The 22,198-nt window shown below is 71.7% G+C and carries 21 protein-coding genes and 1 tRNA gene; 8 read left to right on the top strand and 14 right to left on the bottom strand.

Annotated features, from left to right (window positions below):
• The first annotated feature begins 60 nt into the window (after positions 1-60).
• Positions 61-648 (top strand): nicotinamidase, encoded by a 588-nt coding sequence (locus AQJ58_RS00560; RefSeq protein WP_067243743.1) that lies wholly within the window; start codon positions 61-63, stop codon positions 646-648.
• Positions 649-676: 28 nt separating this feature from the next.
• On the opposite strand, the gene AQJ58_RS00555 is transcribed toward AQJ58_RS00560, so the two are convergent.
• Together AQJ58_RS00555 and AQJ58_RS00550 are read right to left on the bottom strand one after the other, a co-directional pair.
• Positions 677-1,009, bottom strand: coding sequence for a hypothetical protein (locus AQJ58_RS00555; RefSeq protein WP_067243741.1), 333 nt, complete (start codon positions 1,007-1,009; stop codon positions 677-679).
• Positions 1,010-1,142: 133 nt separating this feature from the next.
• Complete coding sequence (locus AQJ58_RS00550) at positions 1,143-3,488, bottom strand: immune inhibitor A domain-containing protein (protein ID WP_067243739.1); 2,346 nt, start codon at positions 3,486-3,488, stop codon at positions 1,143-1,145.
• A gap of 356 nt (positions 3,489-3,844) precedes the next feature.
• On the opposite strand from AQJ58_RS00550, the gene AQJ58_RS00545 reads away from it, so the two are divergent.
• Positions 3,845-4,165 carry a hypothetical protein gene (locus tag AQJ58_RS00545; protein ID WP_067243737.1) on the top strand — a complete coding sequence of 107 codons (321 nt, stop codon included), beginning with the start codon at positions 3,845-3,847 and terminating at the stop codon, positions 4,163-4,165.
• Between the two features lie 65 nt (positions 4,166-4,230).
• On the opposite strand, the gene AQJ58_RS00540 is transcribed toward AQJ58_RS00545, so the two are convergent.
• Both AQJ58_RS00540 and AQJ58_RS00535 read right to left on the bottom strand, forming a co-directional pair.
• Positions 4,231-4,953: an RDD family protein gene (locus tag AQJ58_RS00540; protein WP_067243735.1), complete on the bottom strand. Its 723-nt coding sequence runs from the start codon at positions 4,951-4,953 to the stop codon at positions 4,231-4,233.
• An 81-nt stretch (positions 4,954-5,034) separates the two neighbouring features.
• Positions 5,035-6,549 carry an RDD family protein gene (locus tag AQJ58_RS00535; protein ID WP_079078620.1) on the bottom strand — a complete coding sequence of 505 codons (1,515 nt, stop codon included), beginning with the start codon at positions 6,547-6,549 and terminating at the stop codon, positions 5,035-5,037.
• Between the two features lie 271 nt (positions 6,550-6,820).
• On the opposite strand from AQJ58_RS00535, the gene AQJ58_RS00530 reads away from it, so the two are divergent.
• Positions 6,821-7,234 (top strand): SsgA family sporulation/cell division regulator, encoded by a 414-nt coding sequence (locus AQJ58_RS00530; protein ID WP_067243734.1) that lies wholly within the window; start codon positions 6,821-6,823, stop codon positions 7,232-7,234.
• Positions 7,235-7,265: 31 nt separating this feature from the next.
• On the opposite strand, the gene AQJ58_RS00525 is transcribed toward AQJ58_RS00530, so the two are convergent.
• Entirely contained in the window at positions 7,266-8,672 is a 1,407-nt protein-coding gene (locus AQJ58_RS00525; protein ID WP_067245563.1) for an FAD-binding oxidoreductase, read from the bottom strand.
• Positions 8,673-8,765: 93 nt separating this feature from the next.
• Here AQJ58_RS00525 and AQJ58_RS00520 point away from each other — a divergent pair, with 93 nt between their 5' ends.
• Positions 8,766-10,205, top strand: coding sequence for a tetratricopeptide repeat protein (locus AQJ58_RS00520; RefSeq protein WP_067243732.1), 1,440 nt, complete (start codon positions 8,766-8,768; stop codon positions 10,203-10,205).
• A 20-nt stretch (positions 10,206-10,225) separates the two neighbouring features.
• Here the strand turns inward: AQJ58_RS00520 and hppD are convergent, their stop codons facing one another.
• Positions 10,226-11,371 (bottom strand): 4-hydroxyphenylpyruvate dioxygenase, encoded by a 1,146-nt coding sequence (hppD, locus tag AQJ58_RS00515; RefSeq protein ID WP_067243730.1) that lies wholly within the window; start codon positions 11,369-11,371, stop codon positions 10,226-10,228.
• Positions 11,372-11,493: 122 nt separating this feature from the next.
• Between hppD and AQJ58_RS00510 the strand changes: the two genes are divergently transcribed.
• Genes AQJ58_RS00510 through AQJ58_RS00500 form a run of 3 tightly spaced genes read left to right on the top strand, consistent with a single transcriptional unit; the run spans position 11,494 to position 12,818 of the window.
• Positions 11,494-11,973: an Lrp/AsnC family transcriptional regulator gene (locus tag AQJ58_RS00510; protein ID WP_067245560.1), complete on the top strand. Its 480-nt coding sequence runs from the start codon at positions 11,494-11,496 to the stop codon at positions 11,971-11,973.
• 51 nt (positions 11,974-12,024) lie between these two features.
• A complete protein-coding gene (locus AQJ58_RS00505) occupies positions 12,025-12,624 on the top strand; it encodes an ArsR/SmtB family transcription factor (protein WP_067243729.1) in 600 nt (199 codons plus the stop codon).
• A complete protein-coding gene (locus AQJ58_RS00500) occupies positions 12,624-12,818 on the top strand; it encodes a hypothetical protein (protein WP_067245559.1) in 195 nt (64 codons plus the stop codon). Before AQJ58_RS00505 ends, AQJ58_RS00500 begins: the two co-directional genes overlap by 1 nt.
• On the opposite strand, the gene AQJ58_RS00495 is transcribed toward AQJ58_RS00500, so the two are convergent.
• The 6 genes from AQJ58_RS00495 to AQJ58_RS00470 all read right to left on the bottom strand — a co-directional run bounded on the left by AQJ58_RS00495 (position 12,808) and on the right by AQJ58_RS00470 (position 19,299).
• Positions 12,808-13,599, bottom strand: a complete 792-nt coding sequence (locus AQJ58_RS00495) for a YlbL family protein (protein ID WP_067245556.1) — start codon at positions 13,597-13,599, stop codon at positions 12,808-12,810. The two genes, AQJ58_RS00500 and AQJ58_RS00495, sit on opposite strands and share 11 nt — an antisense overlap.
• A gap of 103 nt (positions 13,600-13,702) precedes the next feature.
• Positions 13,703-14,344, bottom strand: coding sequence for an IclR family transcriptional regulator (locus AQJ58_RS00490; RefSeq protein WP_067243728.1), 642 nt, complete (start codon positions 14,342-14,344; stop codon positions 13,703-13,705).
• 360 nt (positions 14,345-14,704) lie between these two features.
• Positions 14,705-16,507, bottom strand: a complete 1,803-nt coding sequence (locus AQJ58_RS00485; protein WP_067245555.1) for a DEAD/DEAH box helicase — start codon at positions 16,505-16,507, stop codon at positions 14,705-14,707.
• A 104-nt stretch (positions 16,508-16,611) separates the two neighbouring features.
• Entirely contained in the window at positions 16,612-17,010 is a 399-nt protein-coding gene (locus AQJ58_RS00480; protein WP_067243727.1) for a type II toxin-antitoxin system death-on-curing family toxin, read from the bottom strand.
• Positions 17,007-17,285, bottom strand: a complete 279-nt coding sequence (locus AQJ58_RS00475) for a hypothetical protein (protein WP_159056202.1) — start codon at positions 17,283-17,285, stop codon at positions 17,007-17,009. The genes AQJ58_RS00480 and AQJ58_RS00475 overlap by 4 nt, the downstream gene beginning before the upstream one ends.
• A 532-nt stretch (positions 17,286-17,817) precedes the next feature.
• On the bottom strand, positions 17,818-19,299 hold the full coding sequence (locus AQJ58_RS00470; protein ID WP_067243725.1) for an MFS transporter: 1,482 nt from the start codon (positions 19,297-19,299) through the stop codon (positions 17,818-17,820).
• A gap of 209 nt (positions 19,300-19,508) precedes the next feature.
• On the opposite strand from AQJ58_RS00470, the gene AQJ58_RS00465 reads away from it, so the two are divergent.
• Positions 19,509-19,583: transfer RNA gene (locus AQJ58_RS00465), tRNA-Cys, on the top strand.
• Positions 19,584-20,499: 916 nt separating this feature from the next.
• On the opposite strand, the gene AQJ58_RS00455 is transcribed toward AQJ58_RS00465, so the two are convergent.
• Together AQJ58_RS00455 and AQJ58_RS00450 are read right to left on the bottom strand one after the other, a co-directional pair.
• Positions 20,500-21,774, bottom strand: a complete 1,275-nt coding sequence (locus AQJ58_RS00455; protein ID WP_067243722.1) for a tyrosine-type recombinase/integrase — start codon at positions 21,772-21,774, stop codon at positions 20,500-20,502.
• A gap of 84 nt (positions 21,775-21,858) precedes the next feature.
• Entirely contained in the window at positions 21,859-22,077 is a 219-nt protein-coding gene (locus tag AQJ58_RS00450) for an excisionase family DNA-binding protein (RefSeq protein WP_067243720.1), read from the bottom strand.
• Between the last annotated feature and the right edge of the window lie 121 nt (positions 22,078-22,198).

Raw genomic sequence — 22,198 nt, 5'->3', positions numbered from 1 at the left:
CTCTAGGCTTGCTTACTTCACCCGAGAGTCGACTTCACCCTCAGTCGAAGGACACCGACCATGCGCCGCGCCTTGATCGTCGTAGACGTGCAGAACGACTTCTGCGAGGGGGGCAGCCTCGCGGTGGCCGGGGGTGCCGATGTCGCCGCCGCGATCACCGAGCTGATCGGGCAGGCCCCCGCCGGGTACCGGCACGTCGTGGCCACCCGTGACCACCACATCGCGCCCGGCGGGCACTTCGCCGACAACCCCGACTTCGTCCGGTCCTGGCCCGCGCACTGCGTCGCCGGCACCGAGGGTGTCGGCTTCCACCCGAACTTCGCCCCGGCGGTGGCCTCCGGCGGGATCGACGCCGTCTTCGACAAGGGGGCCTACGCGGCCGCCTACAGCGGGTTCGAGGGCACCGACGAGAACGGCGTCACGCTGGGCGACTGGCTGCGGACCCGGGAGATCGACGAGGTCGACGTCGTCGGGATCGCCACGGACCACTGCGTCCGGGCCACCGCGCTGGACGCGGCCCGCGAGGGCTTCCGTACGACGGTCCTGCTCGACCTGACCGCCGGGGTGGCCCGGGAGACCACCGAGCGCGCGCTGGAGGAGCTGCGCGCGGCCGGCGTGGAACTGACGGGCAAGCCGGTCGTCAGCTGAGCGGCGCCAGGAGATCGGTGAAGATCTTCTAGGCGGCCGCTCCGCGGAGCAGTGCTCTGATCGGTCTCCAGAGTTCCGGGACGGTCGCCGGGACAGCGTTGTCGGGGGTGGTGCGCCAGATCAGGCCGTCCGGGTGGTGGAGTACGGCGGTGATCTCGTCCGGGGTCGGCGGGGCCGCGTTGCCGCGGAGGTAGACGGCGCGCAGGCCGAGGTTGCGGAGCCTGGTCAGGGCCCTCGCCCGGTTCTGGGCGTGGACGAGGACGCGGACGGCGGCGTCCGGGTCCGCGGCGCTCGGGCTGGGCAGGTTCAGGGCCACCACCACCCTGCCGTTCGGCAGCTTGCAGAAGCCTCCTGCGGCCATGCGGTCATACCCCCGTGCGAGTCGGTATCAAGGTCGGTGTCAATAACGGAGTCACAGGAGGCACCTAAACACGACCGGCGGCAACCCGCCAAGGGGTTGCCGCCGATACGCTTCTGACCTGCGGTTTCTTAGATCACTTGGCCGAGGGGCCGACCTTCACGGTGATCTTCGAGCCGTCCTTGGCCTCACTGACGATCTTGATGGAGGTGTTGGTGTCAGTGACCTTGACACCCGCGAGCGGGTTCGTGGCGTCGTAGTAGGTCGACTTGCCGTCGTCGAAGACCGGGACGCCCGGACGCGACGGGATCGTGGTCGCGACGTCCGCGTTGTGCAGCGTGATCGCGTCCGTCGGGTAGAGGCTGAAGGTGGAGTCGAAGGCCTGGACGCGGTTGCGCATCAGGGTGCCGTTCGCCCACTTCAGCGGGGTGGGGTGCGAGTCGATCGGGAGGATCAGGCCCTCACCGGGGTGGGCGCTGGTGTTGTCGTCCGCCTGGGAGGTGTCCCACTTCCAGATCAACAGACCGTTCTGGTAGGCGTAGTGCTCCACCCAGGCCGGACGGGTCGTCGAGAAGCCGAAGTTGTACGGGCCGACCTGGAGGGTCTTGTCGTACGACACGTACTGGCGGTTCTCGGCGATGTAGTACTGCGCGTAGTCGTCCGTGATGGTCGAGCCGATGCGGGAGAACCCCTTCGCGGTCCAAGCGGCGTCCGCCGCCTCCGCGTTGTCGGAGAACAGGGTCGCGCCGTCGGCGGTCACCTTGATCTCGTCGGCCGCGAAGCCCTTCTGGGCCACACCGCCGTCGGTGGCGTAGCGGAAGCGCAGGCTGATCTGCTTGCCGGCGTAGGCGTCCAGCGGGAACGTCAGCTTCTGGTAGGCGGCCGCGGTGCCGGTGAGGGCGGGCTTGTCGCTGCCGTCACGCGGGATGGCGGTGCCGTCGGCCAGGGTGCCGTCGATCGGGGTGTAGCTGGCGCCGCCGTCGGTGGAGACCTCGGCGTAGAGGAAGTCGTAGTTCTGCTCGATGTCCCACCAGGCGTCCAGGGTGAGGGACGCGGAGGTCTTGCCGGTCAGGTCGACCGTGCGGGTCAGCGTGTTGCGCAGGTCGTTGCCGCTGCCGCTCCACCACTGGGTGGAGCCCTGCGCGGGGGTGACGATGTCGGTGGTGACCTTCTTCTCGGGCAGCTGCACCACGAGCGCCTGGGCGTTCTTGGTGTTGTACTCCGCGACGCCCAGCTTGTGGCGGGACTTCTTGCCGGCGAACGCGACGTCGTAGTCCAGCCAGCCCAGCTGGAGCTTGTCCCAGGCGTTCATGTCGCCGGGCAGGTCGCCGATGGACTCCTTGCCGGTGCCGAGCCAGGAGCCGGAGGACATCAGGGTCCAGAAGCCGGTGGAGTTCTCGCCGCCGCCGGTGGTGTCGTACTCGTCCGGCAGGCCGAGGTCGTGGCCGTACTCGTGGGCGTAGACTCCCAGGCCGCCGTTCTCCGGCTGGATGGTGTAGTCGCCGACCCAGATGCCGGTGTCGCCGATCTGGGCGCCGCCGAGCTTGTTGGTGTCCGGGCCGGTGGAGCCGGCGTCGGTGCCGAAGGCGTACCAGCGGTGGGCCCAGATGGCGTCCTTGCCCTGCGCGCCGCCGCCCGCGGACTCGTCCTCGCCGGCGTGCACGATCTGGAAGTGGTCGATGTAGCCGTCGGGCTCGTTGAAGTTGCCGTCGCCGTCGTAGTCGTAGCGGTCCCACTGGTCGAACTCGGCCAGCTCCGCCTTGATCTGGGCGGCCGTGGCACCGGCGGCCTCGCGCTGGGCGACCCAGGCGTTGACGCCGTCCTGGACCGCGTACCAGGCGCCGGTCGGGGCGTCGTTGGAGCCGTAACGGGCCTCGTTGTAGGGCACCTTGACCCAGTCCGTGACCTTGCCGTCGACGGAGTAGCGGCCCGAGGACTGCTTCTCGTAGTACTTCTTCAGCGACTCGGTGTTCTTGCCGGTGCCGAAGTACAGCTCCTGGAAGTGCGCCTGGTTGTAGTCCGCCTGCCAGGCCGTGGAGTTGTCCTTCGCGCGGTCCGGCGCGGCGATCCGGTTGTGCAGCGGACCGGTGGTGCCGCCGTAGCGGGGGTCGACCTGGTCGCCGAACTCGACCAGGATCGTGAAGATCTTGTCGGTCTTCTCGCGGCCCAGTTCGACGTACTTGCTGTCGCCCTTGCGGCTGGCGAGCTTGACCACCTTGGAACCGTTGCGGTCACTGACGGTGGCCTCGCCGGATATGACCTGCTTGAGGGCCTCCTCGCGCTGGGCCTCCTGCGTCTTGCTGAGCGGGCCGTCGAAGTCGTGCTCCTTGGCCTTGGCCGGCTGCGGGTCCCGCCGGTCCACCGCCGCGCCCGTGCCACGCTCCGCGGCCTGTGCCACGGCGAACGTGGTGAACGTCGTCGTGGCCGCCGCAAGGGCGACGACCGTCGCGGCCGTTCTGAACGTCCAGGATCTGCTGGTCACTTGATGTCCTCCCCTAACGCGACCGTACGCGCGGAAAAGGGGGGATCCCTGTCAAGGAAGGTCCGCGCGCTGTTATACGCGTGTAGTCAAGTGACGCCATTTGACTACTGGTTTACGAGAAAAGACAGACCTTGACTTGGACAGATCAAGTGCATTATTGAGAGCCGGTGTTCGTATTGCGGACACATGACCGTAACGAGAACGGGCGCGCGGGACCGTCCACTTGCTGGACGCCATGACTCCGTGCGCCCCCTGTGCACCGGCACCGTGGGTTAGGTCACGCTTACCGTTCGTTCCACTCGGGCATGCAGGCCCATAGAGTCGAGATCTCCCCCGCTTCCGAGGACACGATTGCCATGCCTCGTCCGACTGTCGCACAGCTCACGTACGGTTCCTGCACCGTCATCGTCTCGACGCTCGCCATGCTGCTGCTGTCACAGACGAGTTCGGGACCCGGGATCGCCGTCGTCGCCGTCGCCGCGCTCGCGCTCGGCGTGCTCGTCGCGCTGACGGTGCCGGTGACGCGGTCGTCGCCGTCGCCCGCCCCCGCGCCGCAGCCGCGGCCGGAACAGCAGGCGGCGCAGGCGGCGCCCCAGCCGGTGCCGGTGCCCGTACCCGCCTCCGTACCCGCCTCCGTGGCCGCGGCGCCCGAGCCCGTCCGAGAACCGGCCCCCTGACCGAACGGCGCACGGGAAGGGCCCGAGCCCGCTGCCGGCTCGGGCCCTCCTTCGTGCTCGGCGCCTCAACCGAGGCCGACCACCACCGTCTTGGCCGCCTTGTCGTGCAGGCCCTGCTTGTAGGGCTTGTCGAAGTAGCTCCAGCCGCCCGCGATCGCGGTCCACACACAGGCGCAGCAGAACGCGAACGGGATCCACAGCACCAGGGCGCGGACCAGCGAGGTCTGCACGGAGGGCGTGGAGCCGTCGTCCAGGGTGGCGACCCGCATGCCGAACCACTTCTTGCCGAGGGTCTGGCCGGTCCGCGCGATCAGGACCGTGTCGTACGCCACGTAGAGGACGGCGGTGACGATCTCACGGCCGAGGGTCTTACCGAAGGAGATCTTGTCGGCGTCGACCGTGTACTGGTCCACCCGGAAGGCCCACACCAGCAGCGCCACCACGATGTACACCAGGACCATGTCGATGATCCGGGCCAGTGTGCGCTTGCCGCTGTCGGCGAGCGGGGGCATCCCGGCGAGCGGGTCCGGCGGGTAGCCGCCGTAGGCGTCACCGCCCCGGCCGCCATAGGGGCCGCCGCCGTAGGGGCCGCCACCGTGTGGCCCGCCGCCGCCCGAGTACGGCGGGGGCGGTTCGCCGTCGTACGGGGTGTCGTACGGCGATCCGCCCCGCGGGGGCTCACGGGAGGGCTCCCCCGGCGGCTCCTGCGGCGGCTCCTGTGGGGGGTGTTTCCGAAACGGGTCGTCCTCCGGCGGGCCGCCGGAGCCGGGGGGCGGTTCGGTGGTCATGGCCCGAGTGGAACCCGCGGCCAGGACCACCGCATCCGGCGAGCGGCCGTACGGGTGTCGGTCCGGCCGGGGACGCGGGCGTCAGCCGGCCACGAACGTGTGGGCGGCCTTGTCGTGCCAGCACTGGCGCCACGGCCGGTCGAACACGCCCCACACCACGCCCACGGCCCCGATCACCAGCAGCCCGGGCAGGCTGTAGACGAGCCAGCGCAGCAGGGCCGCGCCGAAGGCCGGGGGCTCGTGCCCCTCGATGTCGCGCACCTGCAGACCGAACAGCTTCTTGCCCAGCGTGCGCCCCCACTTGGCGGTCGGCAGGGCCTCGTAGACGATCCCGAAGACCAGCAGGACACCGAGGACGATGCCGAGGTAGACGGAGGTCGTGCCGTCCAGCAGCCAGACCGTGACGGTCCGTCCGGTCAGCTCGGCCTCGTCGATCTTCTCGTGGACGTGGTCCAGGGCCTTCACGCCGAGCGGTACGGCGGCGGCCGAGGTGACCGCGGCGAGGACGAGGGTGTCGACCAGCCGGGCCGCGAACCGCTTGCCGAGGCCGGCGGGCCGGGCCGCCGCCTGTCTGCGGGCGGCGGCCTGGAAGATGTCCTCGACGGGCGGCTTCCACGGCAGGGGCTGCTCGTCGGCCCCCGCCAGCCGGTGCACCTGCTGCGCCCACGAGGACTGCCCCCCGCCGGGGCCGGCGGCCATGGGGGCGGACTGCTGCGGGACGCCCGGCGCGGGCTGCGGCGCCGGGCCGGGACCGCCGGTCTGCCCGGCGGCGGGCGGGAAGGCGGCCGGGCCCTGCTGCGGGGCGGGGGGCTGCGCTGCGGAGGGCTGTCCACCGGGAGGCCGTACGGCAGCAGGCTGTACGGCAGCAGGCTGTACGGCGGGGGACTGTGCGGCCGGAGACTGTGCGGCCGGAGGCTGGATCGCGGGGCCCTGCTGGGCCGGCATCCGGGCCGCCGGGCCCGGCAGGCCGGGGGCGCCCTGCGCCTGCGCCGCCTGCGCGGCGGCGGCCCGCTCGGCGGCCGCCTTGCCCGCGCCGAAGCCGGGCTTGGCGTTGCCCGCCGCGCCGCCCCCGGCCGCGTCCCGCGCACCGGGACGGCGGAAGACGAACGTCCCGCCCGACGCCACGTCACCGGTCTCCGGCTCGGCCGGCGGGATGGTCGCCGTCCCGTCGGTGCTCGCGGACCAGCCGTCGGGCTGCGCCGGGGACCCCGGACCGCCCTGCTGGGCCGGCACCGCCGGCTGCGCCAGGGCCCTCGGGTCGGCGCCCTGCGCCGCTCCCCAGGACACCCTGCGGTCCTGGTCGCCGCCGAAGCCGGACTGGTGGGCACGGTCCGCGCCCCAGGCCGAGGCGGGCTCGGGGCGGCCGCCGCCGACCTGGTCGGCCGGGTGCGGGTCCTCGTCGAAGAAGTGCGGGCCGGTCTCCTCCACGGGTGAGGCCGAAGGAGTGAGCGGCATACCGTCCGACGGGGCCGGGCGGCTGGTGCCCGGTACCCAGGCGGAGCCGTTCCAGTACCGCACGTATCCGGGGATGGACGGGTCCGGGTAATACCCCTCGCGGGGCCTGTCGTCGCCGGGGGCCGGGGTTGGGGCGCTCATGTCCGTCGTCCCGTATCTGCTCGGAGGTCGGATGGGGGCATCCACATCTATCAGACGGACGCAACCACCACCGCCAGTCCCGCCGTACCCGCCCCTTTCCGGGCAACCCCGTGCACACGCTTCACACGTTCGGACCGTCCGCCGCGGCTCCCCGACCGAACGCGTGGAGAAAAGTTCTCCCGCGGAGAAAAAGTTCTCCGAACCCGCGTAATGCTCCGCATCCCTTGCGCTCTCTCCCTCCGTACACATCCGTACGGAGAGGAGAACGACCATGCAGCACACCGTGGTGGAGCGCGAACTGGAGCTCCGGCTCATCCTGTCGCCGGAGCACAGCATCCCCGTCCCGGCCCGACTGGGCTACCGCAGCGACGACCCGTTCGCCGTGCACGTCATCTTCCACATCAACTCGGAGCAGCCCGTCCACTGGACGTTCGCACGGGAGTTGCTGGTGGAGGGCGTGTTCCGGCCCTGCGGCAACGGCGACGTGCGGGTGTGGCCGACGAAGTCGCAGGGGCGCAGTGTCGTGCTGATGGCGCTCAGTTCGCCGGACGGCGACGCCCTGCTGGAGGCGCCCGCGGCGCAGGTGTCGGCGTGGCTGGAGCGGACGCTGCGGGCGGTGCCGCCGGGCACCGAGGGCGAGCAGCTCGGTCTGGACGAGGGTCTGGCCGAGCTGCTCGCGCAGTGAGCGGGGCGGCGCGCGCGGATCGCGGCGGAGGTCAGAACAACTTGCCCGGGTTGAGGATCCCCAGCGGGTCGAACACCTGCTTGACGGCCCGTTGCATCTCCAGCCCCACCGGGCCGATCTCGCGCGCCAGCCACTCCTTCTTCAGGACGCCCACGCCGTGCTCGCCGGTGATGGTGCCGCCGAGTTCCAGGCCGAGCGCCATGATCTCGTCGAAGGACTCGCGGGCGCGCCGGCACTCGTCGGGGTCCTGGGCGTCGAAGCAGACGGTGGGGTGGGTGTTGCCGTCCCCGGCGTGGGCGACGACGCCGATGGTCAGACGGTGCTTGTCGGCGATGCGCTCGACGCCCTCGATCAGGTCGCCGAGGCGGGAGCGGGGCACGCACACGTCGTCGATCATCGTGGTGCCCTTGACCGCCTCCAGCGCGACGAGGGACGAACGCCGTGCCTGCAGGAGCAGTTCGGACTCCGCGGCGTCGTCGGCGGGGACGACCTGGGTGGCGCCCGCCTCCTCGCACAACGCGCCGACGGCGGCGAGGTCGGCGGCCGGGTCGGTGGTGTCGAAGGCCGCCAGCAGGAGGGCCTCGGTCGTCTCGGGCAGACCCATCCGGGTGAGGGCGTTGACCGCCTTGACGGTCGTGCGGTCCATCAGCTCCAGCAGGGACGGCACATGCCCGCCGGCCATGATCCGGCAGACCGCGTCGCAGGCGGCGGCCGCCGACGCGAACTCCGCCGCCAGCACGAGCTGCCGCGGCGGCTTCGGCCTGAGGGCCAGGACGGCGCGGACGACGATGCCGAGGGAGCCCTCCGAGCCCACGAACAGCCGGGTCAGGTCGTACCCGGCGACCCCCTTGGCGGTGCGCCGGCCGGTGGACATCAGCCGGCCGTCGGCGAGGACGACGTCGAGGCCGAGGACGTACTCGGCCGTGACCCCGTACTTCACACAGCACAGCCCGCCCGAGGCCGTGCCGATGTTCCCGCCGATCGTGCACATCTCCCAGCTGGAGGGGTCGGGCGGGTAGCAGAGGCCGAGGTCGTCCACCGCGCGCGAGAGGGCGGCGTTGACGACACCCGGTTCGACGACGGCGATCCGGTCGACCGGGCTGATCTCCAGGATGCGGTCCATCCTGGTCAGGGAGAGCACCACACAGCCGTCGGTGGCGTTGGCGGCGCCGGACAGGCCGGTGCGGGCACCCTGCGGGACGACGGGCAGGCGCAGCTCGGTGGCGGTGCGCATGACGTGCTGGACCTGTTCGACGGTACGGGGCAGCACGACGACGGCCGGGGCGCCGGCCGGGCAGAAGCTCGCCATGTCGTGGGCGTACGCGGCGGTGACGTCGGGGTCGGTGAGGACGGCGTCGGCGGGCAGGCCGGCGAGCAGACGATCGAGGAGGTTGCCCGTGACCTCGTCGCGTGGCGCTTCGATACGGCTCATGATCACAAGGTTCGCACCCGGGGCCATCGGTGTGAACCCCGTCCCCGGCGGCCGTCACCTGCCCGGGCGCGTCCCGTGGACCGGCGCACAGTGAGCGCCATGGAGAACGCCACGGACAACGTCGTACGAAACGAAGAGCACACCGCGCGGGCGGTGCCCTGGTATCGGCGGCGGGCGGTGGCCGGCCCGCTCGTGGGGGCTCTGGTGCTGGCCGGTGGGGCGGTGCTGCTGTGGGTGCCCGGCCAGGGGCCGCGGCGCGGGGCGGTGGCGCCGGCCGCGGGGGCGCGGGCGGCCGCGGCGGTGGGGGCGGGGGTGCCCGCGGCGCTGCCCGGGCTGGCGGAGCTGATCGGCGCGCGGGAGAGCAGGGTGCGCGAGCATCCCCGGGACGCGGGGGCGTGGGCGGTGCTCGGGACGGCGTACCTGGAGCAGGGGCGGCGTACCGCGGGGGCCGACGTCCTGTATCCGAAGGCCGAGCGGGCGCTGCGGACCTCGCTGACGGTGCGGCCGCGGGGCAACGCCGAGGCGCTGGACGGGCTGGCGGCGCTGGCCAACGCGCGCCGGGACTTCCCCGCGGCGCTCACGTGGGCGCGGGCCGCGCAGCGGGTGTCCGCGGCGCGCTGGACGACGTACGGGCAGCTCGTCGACGCGTACACGGGTCTCGGCGACCACAAGAAGGCCCGTGCGGCGCTGGAGCGGCTGCAAAAGCTGCGCTCGGGCCCGGCGGTCCTGGCGCGGGCGGCGGGCGTGTACTGGGAGCAGGGGCTGCGGGAGGACGCGCAGGCGGCGCTGGCGGACGCGGCGGCCGGGGCCTCCTCCCCCGCCGAGGAGGCGGCGTGGCTGGAGCGGGCCGGGCGGCTGGCGTTCGAGCGCGGGGAGCGCGAGAGCGCGCTGCGGCACTTCGAGGCGGCCCTGCGGCTGGACCCGGACCAGTGGGCCGCGCGGGCCGGGCAGGGGCGGGCGCTGGCGGCGCTGGGCCGGACCGGGCCGGCGCTCGCCGCGTACCGCGAGGCGCTGGCGGGGCAGCCGCTGCCGCAGTACGCGCTCGAACTGGGCGAGCTGTACGAGTCGTCGGGGCGCACCGGGGCGGCGCGCGAGCAGTACGCGCTGCTGCGGGAGCGGGTGCGCCGGGACGCGGCGGGCGGGGTGGACGGGGCGCTGGTGCTCGGGCTGTTCGAGGCGGATCACGGGGATCCGGCGTCGGCGGTACGGCGGCTGCGGGCCGAGTGGCGGCGCCAGCCGGGCATCGCGGTGGCGGACGCCCTGGGCTGGGCGCTGCACCGGGCGGGCCGGGACGAGGAGGCGCTGACGTACGCGACGACCGCCACCGACCGGGTGCACGGCGGGGCGGTGCTCAGCGCGTCGTACTCCTACCACCGCGGCATGATCGAACGCGCGCTGGAGCGGACGGCGAACGCCCGCCGGCATCTCGCGGAGGCGCTGCGGCTGAACCCGTACTTCTCCCCGCTGCACGCCCGGACGGCCCGGGCCGCGCTGGCGGGGCTGGGCGAGGTGCCGGACGAGCCGCTGCCGGAGTCCTGACGCCCCGGCGCCCGTCGGTGTCACAGGTTGCCGCGCTTCGCCTGCTCCCGCTCGATCGCCTCGAACAGCGCCTTGAAGTTGCCCTTGCCGAAGCCCATCGATCCGTGGCGCTCGATGATCTCGAAGAACACCGTGGGGCGGTCCTGCACCGGCTTGGTGAAGACCTGGAGCAGATATCCGTCCTCGTCGCGGTCGGCGAGGATCTTCAGCTCGCGCAGGGTCTCCAGCGGCACCCGGGTGTCGCCGACCCAGTCGCCGAGCGTGTCGTAGTAGGAGTCCGGGGTGTCGAGGAAGCGGACCCCGGCGGCGCGCAGGGTGCGGACCGTCCGCACGATGTCGTCGGTGTCGAGCGCGATGTGCTGGACGCCCGCGCCGCCGTAGAACTCCAGGTACTCGTCGATCTGCGACTTCTTCCTGGCGATCGCGGGCTCGTTGATCGGGAACTTGACCTTCCGCGTCCCGTCGGCGACGACCTTCGACATCAGCGCGCTGTACTCGGTGGCGATGTCGTCGCCCACGAACTCCTTCATGTTCGTGAAGCCCATGACCCTCTGGTAGAAGCCGACCCATTCGTCCATCCGGCCGAGTTCGACGTTGCCGACGCAGTGGTCGATCGCCCGGAAGGTGGGCTGGGCGGGCGGCTCGACGATCGGGTCGGCGGCGACGAAGCCCGGGAGGTAGGGGCCGTCGTAGCGGGAGCGGTCGACGAGGGTGTGGCGGGTCTCGCCGTAGGTCGCGATCGCGGCGAGGACGACGGTGCCGTGCTCGTCATGCAGCTCGTACGGCTCGGCGACGGACCGGGCGCCGTGCTCGACCGCGTAGGCGTACGCCGCGCGCGCGTCCGGGACCTCGAGGGCGAGGTCGATGACACCGTCGCCGTGCTCGGCCACGTGCCGGGCGAGGAAGTGGCCCCAGGTGGTGGCCGGCTTGACGACGGAGGTGAGGACGAACCGGGCGGAACCGCCCGTGAGCACGTACGACGCGGTCTCCCGGCTGCCGGTCTCCGGGCCCGCGTAGGCGACCAGTCGCATGCCGAAGGCGGTGGAGTAGTAGTGCGCCGCCTGCTGGGCGTTGCCCACGGCGAAGACGACCGCGTCCATTCCCCCGACCGGGAAGGGATCGGCCTGCCGGGCGACCCCGGGAGCGGGATGCGTGATCTGCGTCATAGCGAAAGCCTCACTCCGGGGCGCAAGGTGCGCAACAGTTCGCCTCTTCACCGGGCAATCCGGTCAGCGGTACGACGGTTTCGGCAGACTTTCCGTACAGGGTGACCATCTGGGAGGCGGGCGTGGCGATCGATCATCTGGACGGCCGGATCATCGTGCTGCTGGCACGGGAGCCGAGGATCGGGGTGCTGGAGATGTCCCGGCGGCTGGGGGTGGCCCGGGGGACCGTGCAGGCCCGGCTGGACCGGCTCCAGTCGAGCGGCGTCATCCGGGGCTTCGGACCGGAGGTGGACCCGGCGGCCATCGGCTATCCGGTGACGGCCTTCGCCACCCTCCAGATCCGCCAGGGCCAGGGACCCGACGTACGGGCCCACCTCGCGACGGTCCCCGAGGTCCTGGAGCTGCACACCACCACGGGCAGCGGCGACATGCTGTGCCGGCTGGTGGCCCGCTCCAACGCGGACCTCCAGCGGGTGATCGACCGGGTCGTCGGCTTCGAGGGGATCGTCCGGGCGTCGACGGCGATCGTGATGGAGAACGCGGTGCCGTTGCGGATCATCCCGCTGGTGGAGCAGGCGGCTGAGGAGGATCGGGAGCGGTGACTTGCAAAACTATCCTTGCAAAGGGTCCTTTGCAAGGATAGTTTTGTACGCATGCCAGAGCCCCAAGACACAGAGGTACGCCAACTCGACGCGCGCTCCTTGCGCGGGCTGGCCCACCCCCTGCGCATGCAACTACTCGACGCCCTGCGCTTCGGCGGCCCCGCCACCGCCTCCCAACTCGCCGAGAAACTGGGCGAGTCCAGCGGAGCCACCAGCTACCACCTGCGTCAGCTCGCCGCCCACGGCTTCATCGAGGACGATCCCGAGCGGGGCAAGGGCCGGGAGCGGTGGTGGAAGGCCGCCCACCGGGGCCTGGGGTTCGACGACTCGCTGCTCGTGGACGCCGACCCCGCCGTACGCGGAGCGGCGCACCTGTATCTGCACGAGGTCGCCACCACCCAGACCCGCGACCTGTCGACCTGGCTCGGCACCCGGGCCGACTGGCCTGAGGACTGGAACCGCTCCTGGGACATGAGCAGCGCGACGCTACGGCTGACACCCCAGCTCACCCGTGAACTCACCCAGAAGATGCACGAGCTGATCGCGACGTACCGCGACCGCTGCACCGACGCGGACGCCGCCGACACCGCACAGGTCCGCCTGCACACGCATGCCTTCCCGCTCACGACGGACCAGGAGACGCCCCGATGATCGCCCCCGAGACCCACCTCGCCCTCCACCACACCCGCGCCGCCGAACTGCACGCCTTAGCCGCCGCCCACCGTCTGGCCACCTCTGCCGCGGGGCGCCCCCGCGCCCTGCGCACCCGGCTCGGCTGGACCCTCGTGGAAGTGGGGCTGCGGCTGGCCACACCGGGGCCGGCCGCGCCGGCGCCTAGCAGCTAGGCACGGTGCCCTTGCCACTCTCCAGGGCGGTGAGCGCGTTCACCGCGCCCTTGAGGGTGGTCACCGGGATCAGCCGGAGCCCCTTGGGCAGCTCGGACTTGGCGTCGCTGCACTCGTCCTTCGGCACGAGGAAGACGGTCGCCCCGTCCCGGCGTGCGGCCTGGGTCTTCAGGGAGACGCCTCCGACCGCGCCGACCGTACCGGCCGGGTCGATGGTGCCGGTACCGGCGATGGTGCGGCCCCCGGTGAGATCGCCGCCGGTGCCGTTGCCGTCGAGCTTGTCGACGATGCCCAGCGAGAACAGCAGGCCCGCGCTCGGGCCGCCGACGTCGGACAGTTTCAGCGTGACCTTGATGCCGTCGTCCGTGCGGTGGAGGTAGCGCAGGGCGGCCTGCGTGGCCGCGTCCTGGGACTCCTGCATCTGCTGGGTGTTGTGCTGCTCGATCTCCTTGGTGGACTGGCCGCTCGGGTAGACCGAGTCGCGCGGCATGATCGCCTGGTCGGTGCGGAACCAGCCGTCGATCACATCGCCGAGCCGGACGTCGGCGTCGGGGCCGGTCGCCTCGATCGTGGTCATGCGCAGTTGGCCGGAGGTGTCCCGGGTGGGCGCCCCGGAGATCGTGATCACCTCGGTGCCCTGGTTCTCGCCCAGCACATTGGCCGTCATCCCGGGCTGCGCCACCGAGAACGGCAGCGGCGCGAACAGCGCCGTCGCGAGCAGCACCACGAGGGGCAGAGCGCAGAGGGCGACGGCCTGGAGACGCGTGAGACGAGAGAGCACGAGGTCAATGTAACCGGCGCGGGTGTGCACCCGGCTCCGCAGGTCATCCGGGCCGATCCGGAGACATGGGGAGGCGATCGTACGGCGATCCCGCGGTGATCCCTCAGCGCAGCGCCTCCGCCACCTCCCGGGCCGCGTCCACCACCCGCGGGCCCACCCGCTCCGGCACCGCGTCCGTCAGCATCACCACACCCACGCTGCCCTCGACCCCGGTCACCCCGAGCAGCGGCGCCGCGGCCCCGCTCGCTCCCGCCTCCAGCTCCCCGTGCGTCAGCGTGTACCCCGGCTCCCCCGCCGGCCTCTGCCGCGCCGCGAGAATCGCCCGCCCCGCGGCCCCGCGGTCCAGCGGATGCCGGAACCCGGCCCGGTACGCCACGTGATAGTCCGTCCACGACGGCTCGACGACGGCCACGGCCAGCGCGTCCGCCCCGTCCACCAGCGTCAGGTGGGCGGTCGCGCCGATGTCCTCGGCCAGCGACCGCAGCGCGGGCAGCGCCGCCTCCCGGACCAGCGGATGCACCTGACGGCCCAGCCTCAGCACCCCGAGGCCCACCCGGGCCCGCCCGCCCAGATCACGCCGTACGAGGGCGTGCTGCTCCAGCGTGGCGAGCAGCCGGTAGACGACCGTCCGGTTCACGCCCAGTTTCTGGGACAGCTCGGTGACGGTCAGCCCGTGGTCGGTGTCGGCCAGCAGCTTGAGGACCTTCAGTCCCCGGTCGAGCGTCTGGGAAGTCTCCGCGGTCACGACGCCCACTCCTTCAGTGGTGAGGTCGGCGGTCCCCGTCGCGGCGGATGCGTCACCGAGTCCCGTCGGCGACGCGCTTGAGAGGCCGCCGATCGGCAGAGGGGCCCGGCAGGTCCGGGCCCGGTCGCTTCACGGCTGCGCTCCGCGGCGGCGCTGCCACGGGGCGTGTGCGTAGCGGGACAGTAGCGAAGCAGGTTCGCTGAGCGGAAGAGAACGTCCAGAATCCGGTCAATGGCCGGTACGGACTACTGACATTTGCCGCCCTTTTGCCGTGATATGTCGGACCGTGAAAAGTCGAAAGGAAAAGCACAGAAAGGTCACAGAAAGCCCGAAGAAAGGCCACAGAAGGGCCACCGGGCCTCATTTCATGCGGGTGGCCCACTCCTGGACCTTGGCGATGCGCTGTCGCAACTGTCCCGCCGTCGCCTCCGCGCTCGCCGGCCCCCCGCACACCCGCCGCAGCTCGGTGTGGACGACCCCGTGCGGCTTGCCGCTCTGGTGGACGTACGCGCCGACCATCGTGTTGAGCTGCCGCCGCAGCTCCATCAGCTCCTTGTGCGAGACGACCGGCCGCCGTTCGGCCGGCAGCTCCAGCAGATCGGCCTCGGTGTCCGGCTTCTTCCTGCTGTGCGCGATCTGCTTCGCCTGCCGCTTCTGCAGCAGCAACTGCACCTGCTCGGGCTCCAGGAGACCCGGAATGCCGAGGTAGTCCTGCTCCTCCTCGCTCCCCGGGTGGGCCTGCATGCCGAACTCGGCGCCGTTGTACATGACCCGGTCGAAGACGGCCTCGGACTCCAGCGCCTCGAAGGCGAACTGCTCCTGCTCGCCGGTGTCCTCGTCCTGCTGCTTCTCCGCCTCCTGGAGGAGCTTCTCCTCCTCGGCGTACGGGTCCTCCTCACCCTCCTTCTTGGGCTTGTCGAGGGCGTGGTCGCGCTCGCGCTCCATCTCGTTGGCGAAACCCAGCAGGTCGGGCACGGTCGGCAGGAACACGGACGCCGTCTCGCCGCGCCGCCGCGACCGCACGAAACGCCCCACGGCCTGGGCGAAGAAGAGCGGGGTGGAGATGGTGGTGGCGTACACCCCGACCGCGAGCCGGGGCACGTCGACGCCCTCGGACACCATCCGCACCGCGACCATCCACCGGTCGGTGCTGCCGCTGAAGTCGTCGATCCGGCTGGAGGCGCCGGCGTCGTCGGAGAGCACCAGGGTCGCCTTGCTGCCGGTGATCTCCCGGATCAGCTTGGCGTACGCCCGCGCCGAGTCCTGGTCGGAGGCGATGACGAGGGCGCCCGCGTCCGGGATGGACTTCCTGACCTCGGTGAGCCGCTGGTCGGCGGCGCGCAGCACGCTCGGCATCCACTCACCGCGCGGGTCCAGGGCCGTGCGCCACGCCTGGCTGATCGCGTCCTTCGTCATCGGCTCGCCGAGCCGCGCCGCGATCTCGTCACCGGCCTTGGTCCGCCAGCGCATGTTGCCGCTGTAGGAGAGGAAGATGACCGGCCGCACGACGTGGTCGGCGAGCGCGGAGCCGTAGCCGTAGGTGTAGTCGGCGGAGGACCGCCTGATCCCGTCCGCGCCCTCCTCGTACGTCACGAAGGGGATGGGGTTGGTGTCGGACCGGAACGGCGTACCGGTGAGCGCCAGACGTCGGGTGGCCGGCTCGAACGCCTCCAGGCACGCCTCGCCCCAGGACTTGGAGTCACCGGCGTGATGGATCTCGTCGAGGATGACGAGGGTCTTGCGCTGCTCGCTGCGGTTGCGGTGCAGCATCGGCCGTACGCCGACGCCCGCGTACGTCACCGCGACACCGTGGTAGTCCTTGCTGAGCGGACCGGCGCTGTACTCGGGGTCGAGCCGGATCCCTATCCGCGCGGCCGCCTCCGCCCACTGCTTCTTCAGATGCTCGGTCGGCGCGACCACGGTCACCTGCTGCACGACATGGTGGTGCAGCAACCAGGAGGCGAGGGTCAGCGCGAAGGTCGTCTTGCCGGCGCCGGGGGTGGCGACGGCGAGGAAGTCGCGCGGCTGCTCCTGGATGTACTTCTCCATCGCCCCCTGCTGCCAGGCCCGCAGTTTGCTGGCGGTACCCCAGGGGGCGCGGCCCGGGAAGGCGGGAGAGAGGTGGTGGGAGTGCGAGGCGGAGGTGGCGGCGGTAGTACTCACGGTCTCCGGTTCGGGGTCGGCGTACGACAACCGGGCCACCCTACCGGCGGCCCGGGACCGACAGCCCTCGAACCGGGCCGGGGCGGCACGCGGTGGGACTCACGTCACAGTGCCCGCAGCCGCTCCGCGATCACCCCGATCTCGGCCTCCGCGCCGGAGGCGACATCGATGACCAGGTCGTACGCCGCCTCCTGGTCGCAGCCGACGAGGTCCACACCGTGCAGGGCGAGAAAGGTCGCGGCGGCGAGCCAGGCGGCGCGTTTGTTGCCGTCCACGAGGGGGTGGTTCGTGGCGAGGGCGTGCAGCAGCGCGGCCGCCTTCTCGTGGAGGTCCTCGTAGGCGGGCGTGCCGAACATCCGGGCCCGCGGGCGGTGCACGGCGGAGGCGAGCAGCCCCGGCGCGCGGGCCTCGGGGACCCGTCCGCCGAACGCGATCCGGGCGATGTCGGTGACCTCGGCCACGGTGAGGTGCCGCGTGGCCGGGGTGGTGGGCCCTGCGGTCATTCCCCGAGCCTCCGCAACAACTCGGCGTGGGCCCCGGCGAGCCCTTCGGCGACCTCCCGCACCCTGTCCTCCTCCGCACCCAGCCGCGCGCGTACGGCGTCCAGCACGATGTCCTCCGGCGGGCACCCGGTCGCATCCGCGAGATCCAGGAGAGCACGATGGAGCCCGGGCCCGAGGGGGACCTCGAGCACGGTGGTGCGCGCCGGGGCGGGGACGGGGGTGGGGGTGGAGGCGGAGGTGGGCGCTGGGGCTGGGGCTGGGGTGAGGGGCTGCATGGGGTGAGGGTAGGCAGGGGCGGGGCGGAGGGCGAGGGGATTTGGGGGGGCGGGGAGTTGGGGCGCGGGGAGTCCAGGGGGGAGTCCAGGGGCGGGGATTCGGGGGGCGAGAGGTCGGGGGGCGAGCAGTCCGGGGGGCGAGCAGTCCGGGGGGCGAGGATTCGGGCGGCGGGTGGTCAGGGGATGCGGGCCCCAGGGGACGACCGGCCAGGGGCTCCGGGCGGCAGGTGGCGGGTGGCGGGTGGTCAGAACCTGCGGGCCCCGAGAGGACAACTGACCGAGGCCTCCGAGCCCCGGGCGGCAAGCGGCGCGCGGCAGGTGGTCAGAAGCTGCGGGCCCCAGCTGGAGGCGCCGGCCCGCCGGGCCGCTCCCCGACCGGCACCGTGGCAGGCGACCCGCTGGAGGCCGGGGCGCTCGCGGCGGTCTTCGGCGCGGGCCGGCCGACCGCCCCTGTCTGACGGACAAGTGACCAGGGACTCCGGGCCCGGGGCACCGGCCACGGGCCGGCCGTGCCCCCGCTCGCGCCCTGCGCTCAGGCCCGCGACGCCGTGGGGTGCCGTTCGTGCAGGCGGGTGGTGACCCATCCGCCGAGCAACGCCACCGCGGCCATCGGCAGGAAGACGGCGGCGAAGGCGGCCGGATGCGAGGACCCGGCCGCGGAACCCCCGGCCGCGGCGGCCGTGTGCGCCACGCTGCCGCCGCCGAGCGCCGCGAAGGCCGCGCCGCCGGCCGCGAGCAGCAGCACGTTGGACAGGCCGTCCGAGATCTGCAGCGCGGCGGAGTTGGCACCGGCCTCCTCTGGAGCCGACAGCTTCAGCAGCAGCACACTGGTGGAGGCGATCACGAGCCCCATCCCGAAGCACCCGATCCCCCAGGCGACCGCCACGGTCCAGGCGGGCACGGAGTGCACGAGCACACTGGGCACGGTGGCGATGGTCGCGGCGACCAGCAGCATCCCGGCCGTCATCAGCCGCTCCCGGTACGGCTCGGCCCAGGCCCGGGTCTGCACCCACGAGCCCAGCGCCCACGTCCCGCCGGCCGCGGCGAGCGAGAACCCGGCGAGGGTCGGGCTCAGTCCGCGCTCGGTGACAAGCATGAGCGGGACGAAGGCCTCGGCGGAGATGAAGGCGCCGGCGGCGAGCCCGCGCAGCAGCACCACGGACGGCAGGCCGCGGGCCGCCCGCCAGGTCCCGCGCGGCAGCAGCCCGAGCGCGGCGGGCACGAGCAGCGCGAGCCCGGCCGCGACGGGGAGGAGGGAGAGGGGCCGCAGTTCCTGGGCGCCGTACTGGAGCAGTCCGGCGCCCACGGAGATCATCAGGGCGAGCCGGATCCGCCGCCGGTCGAAGGCGGGCGCGGGTCCCTCGCCCACGGCTCCGCCGGCCCGCCGCCGTATCTGCGGCAGCGCGAGCGCCAGCGGGGGCAGGACGAGCACGGGTATCCCGAGGAACACCCACCGCCACCCGAGCTGCTCGGTCACGGCTCCCGCCGCGAGCGGACCGACGATGGACGGTACGACCCAGCAGGCGGCGAAGGCGGCCATGATGGCCGGCCGCAGCCGCTCCGGATACGCCCGCCCGACGACCACGTACAGGGCGACGATGACCAGCCCGCCGCCGAGGCCCTGCACGGCCCGGCCGAGGATGAACGCCCACATGCCCGACGCGGTCCCCGCCACCACCAGTCCGGCGCCGAAGGCGGTGATCCCGCTCCCCAGCGCACCCAGCGGGCCCCGCCGGTCCGACCACTGCCCGGCGAGGACCATCCCGAACAGACTGGTGGTGAAGTACCCGGAGAACGCGAAGGCGTACAACGGCACCCCGTCGAGCTCCCGGGCCGCGACGGGCATGGCGGTCCCCACCGCCGTCGCCTCGAAGGCGATGAGCAGCACCACGGAGACGATCCCGACGGTGAGCGCCCGATGGTCCCGTCCGAGCACCCGCTCCCCATCGGGGGCTTCGGCACGCGCACACGCGTCGTCCGCGACCTCGGCGTCGCGGGGTTCCAGGGCTGTCATGCCCGCAAGCGTAAGGTCCACCACCGACATTGACCCCTGTCAGAGGACGGACCTCGGTCTCCCCCTTTGGTCGTACGCCTCCCGCGCTTCATGAACGCAGCATGGCAGCCTCGTTGCAGCGCGCCCGGAGCCCTTGAGCCGCCCTCCGTCCCGCCCGTACGGTCATCTCACCGAGAGGGAACGGGTCTCCAACCCCCCGCCCCCGACCCGGCCGTGTGCCCGAGTGGCTTAGGGACTCGCCTGCAAAGCGAGTTACGTGGGTTCGATTCCCGCCACGGCCTCCACCTGCGTGACCAGGCAAAACGAAAGGGCGGCACCCTCGAAGGGGTGCCGCCCTTTCGGCCGTCCGTCTCAGTTGGCGTCTCAGTTGTGCGACACAGGCGGACTGTCACCGCGTCGCGAGCACCTGCTAACGGTGGTGGTGCCACCAGTAGAGCGCGAGCGTCCCGATACCGCTCAGGCTCGCCTTGACTGCCACCCGGACCAGCTCATCGCCAGCAGAGCGCAGAAGGCGACCGAAGTGGCGTCGTGCGGAGCGCTCCGCGAACTGGGCGCGCCAACGGGCGCTGATGCGGCAGATGGCCTTCGAGATCGGACGGCTTCCAGCCCGCCGCTTAGACTCCCCGTTGTTAGAAATGTTGACCTCCGCGTGTCGACGTTACTGACGGTGATGGCGGCCTCCTGCTTAGGACCAGGGGGCCGTCGCCGTATCCGACGAAGACTCTGTAGGCCGCGCCACTGACACTAGCCGGCCGCGACTTCGGCGACGAATGCCGTTGACCTGCGACTATGCCGAACCGGGCGGAGTGTGAACTCCACGCGTGTCAACATGTGTTGATGGTGCCCCCTCATGAGAGAGCCCTCGACTCGCAGGACGACTTCCCGGATAGGCTCATGCAGGTAGCCGTACGAAGGATCAGTGAGGAGAGGAACGCCACCTCGCACACCGAGCGACTGTCGCTGGCAGGTGAGTTGCGAACCGCTGCCGAACTCCGCGTCTTGAAGGAGATTGCCCGATGCAGAGACTCGGGCGTGTCATGGGCAGATATCGGCGCAGCACTGGGAGTCTCAGGTCAAGCCGCTCACCGGAGGTATAGCGGCAGGAGCGTTCCTCTTGACGGGGACTACCTCTTGGATCAAGTGATCGCCCAGCAGTCTGAGGATGACCAGGTGCAAGAGCGCGGCCATTGACGCCTGCTGTCAATCGGCTGGCATAAGTACTCCAGCCGCGCCGTCATCGTCCGGCCGGTCCGTCTCGGGCTTCCAAATCAGGCCGTCCACTTGCCTCGCAATGTCCGTCCGCACGGCGTCCACCATGTGCTGATAGCGAGCGGCCATGGCAGTGGTCGACCACCCCATGAGGCCCATGACGGCACGCTCGGGAACGCCGAGGATGAGCAGGACCGTCGCGGCCGTGTGGCGAGCGTCGTGAAGACGTCCGTCCCGGACCTTCGCCTCTGCCAGAAGAGACTTCCACTCTGCCCAGTCTCGGCGGTGGGACGGGCTACGGCCGTGCTCGTCCGGGAACACCAAGCTGTTCTCCTCCCATCGCTTCCCCGCCGCCCGCCGCTCCGCTTCCTGCGCCTTGAGGTGCGCACCGAGTAGGTCAACAAGCTGTTCGGGGAGACCGACCGCACGACGGCCGGCGCGGGACTTGGTGGTGGACAACTCCGGGTTGGTTCGCCGCCTTTGCGGGCAGTACCCGGCCGCCTTGCGTCCGCAGGACTCCGCGCACCCGTGGGCGTACTGCGGCCGGTGGCGACTACGGCGGACAACGAGGAACCCACCCTCAAGGTCCACGTCCTCCCACTTCAGCCCCAACACCTCACCCTGGCGCAGTCCGAGGGCGAGGGCGACGGCCCACCGCGCGGAGTTGCGATGCCGATCAGCGACCTTGAGCAACCGCTGTACTTCTTGGACGTTGTAGGGCTCCACCTCGTATTCACCGGTCTTCGGAGCCTTGGCCAACTGAACCGGGTTCTTGCCGAGATGCCCTCGCCGTACGGCTTCGTTGAGGGCGGTACGGAAGGTGCGATGCACCTGGTGGGCGGTGCCGGGCTTGCTGCCCTTGGCCTGCATGTTCGCGTAGAACACCTCAATGTGCTCGGGCTTCAGCCTGTCGAGACGGTGAGCTCCCAAGCCGGGGATCAGGTGCTTCCGCACGGCGACGCTGTACCCCACCATCGTGTTGTCGTTGACCGCGAGGGGCGCAACGTTCTCGATCCAGTGCGTCAGCCACGTCTTGACCGTCCAAGCCTTGCCCGGCTTCCGCACGGTCTTGGCATCGCGCTGCTTCTCCAACTCGCGTACAGCGGCCGTCACTTCGGCGCGGGTCTTGCGTTCGACGTGGCGGCGGTCCGGCGTGCCGTCGTCTCGGATGCCGACCGTGACGCGGCCGTGCCACTTGCCGTCCTTGCCCAGGTAGATCGAGCTACGACCGTTGGGCTGTCGAGTGCGCTTCTGTTCCTCTGCCACCGGCAGACTCCTGATTCTCGATGTCGGGATGGGGACTGGGGCGGCGGGTTGTCTTGTCCGGGAGTGCCGCCGCCCCGGGCGTCGTCAAGCGGCGCGGTGGGCGGTGCGGAGACGGGCCGCGTACGCGGCCGGCGCGTCGACCGGGACCCTGCGGAGACCGCCGACCATGACGGACTCCAGTTCGCCGGTGCGGATGAGCGCGAAGCATGTGGTCCGGCCGATGCGGAGTCGGCGGGCGGCCTCTTCGACCTTGAGGAAAACGAGGGTCGGGTCGTCGTCGGCGGGGGTGGCGTGTTCGTCCAAGGCTCACTCCGTGGGGCTGAGTTCAAGGGGTGGTGCCGCCGCACAAACCGCAAAATCCGCAGAAAAGCCCGGGATGGTCACTGACCTGCGGTGATGTGGTGTGCGGGGGGCTGTGGGTGGT

Origin of the sequence: Streptomyces sp. DSM 15324, from assembly GCF_001514285.1 — a bacterium.
GTDB lineage: Bacteria > Actinomycetota > Actinomycetes > Streptomycetales > Streptomycetaceae > Streptomyces.
The sequence above is the reverse complement of the archived record's forward strand: the minus strand, read 5'-3'. Positions and strand labels throughout refer to the sequence as shown.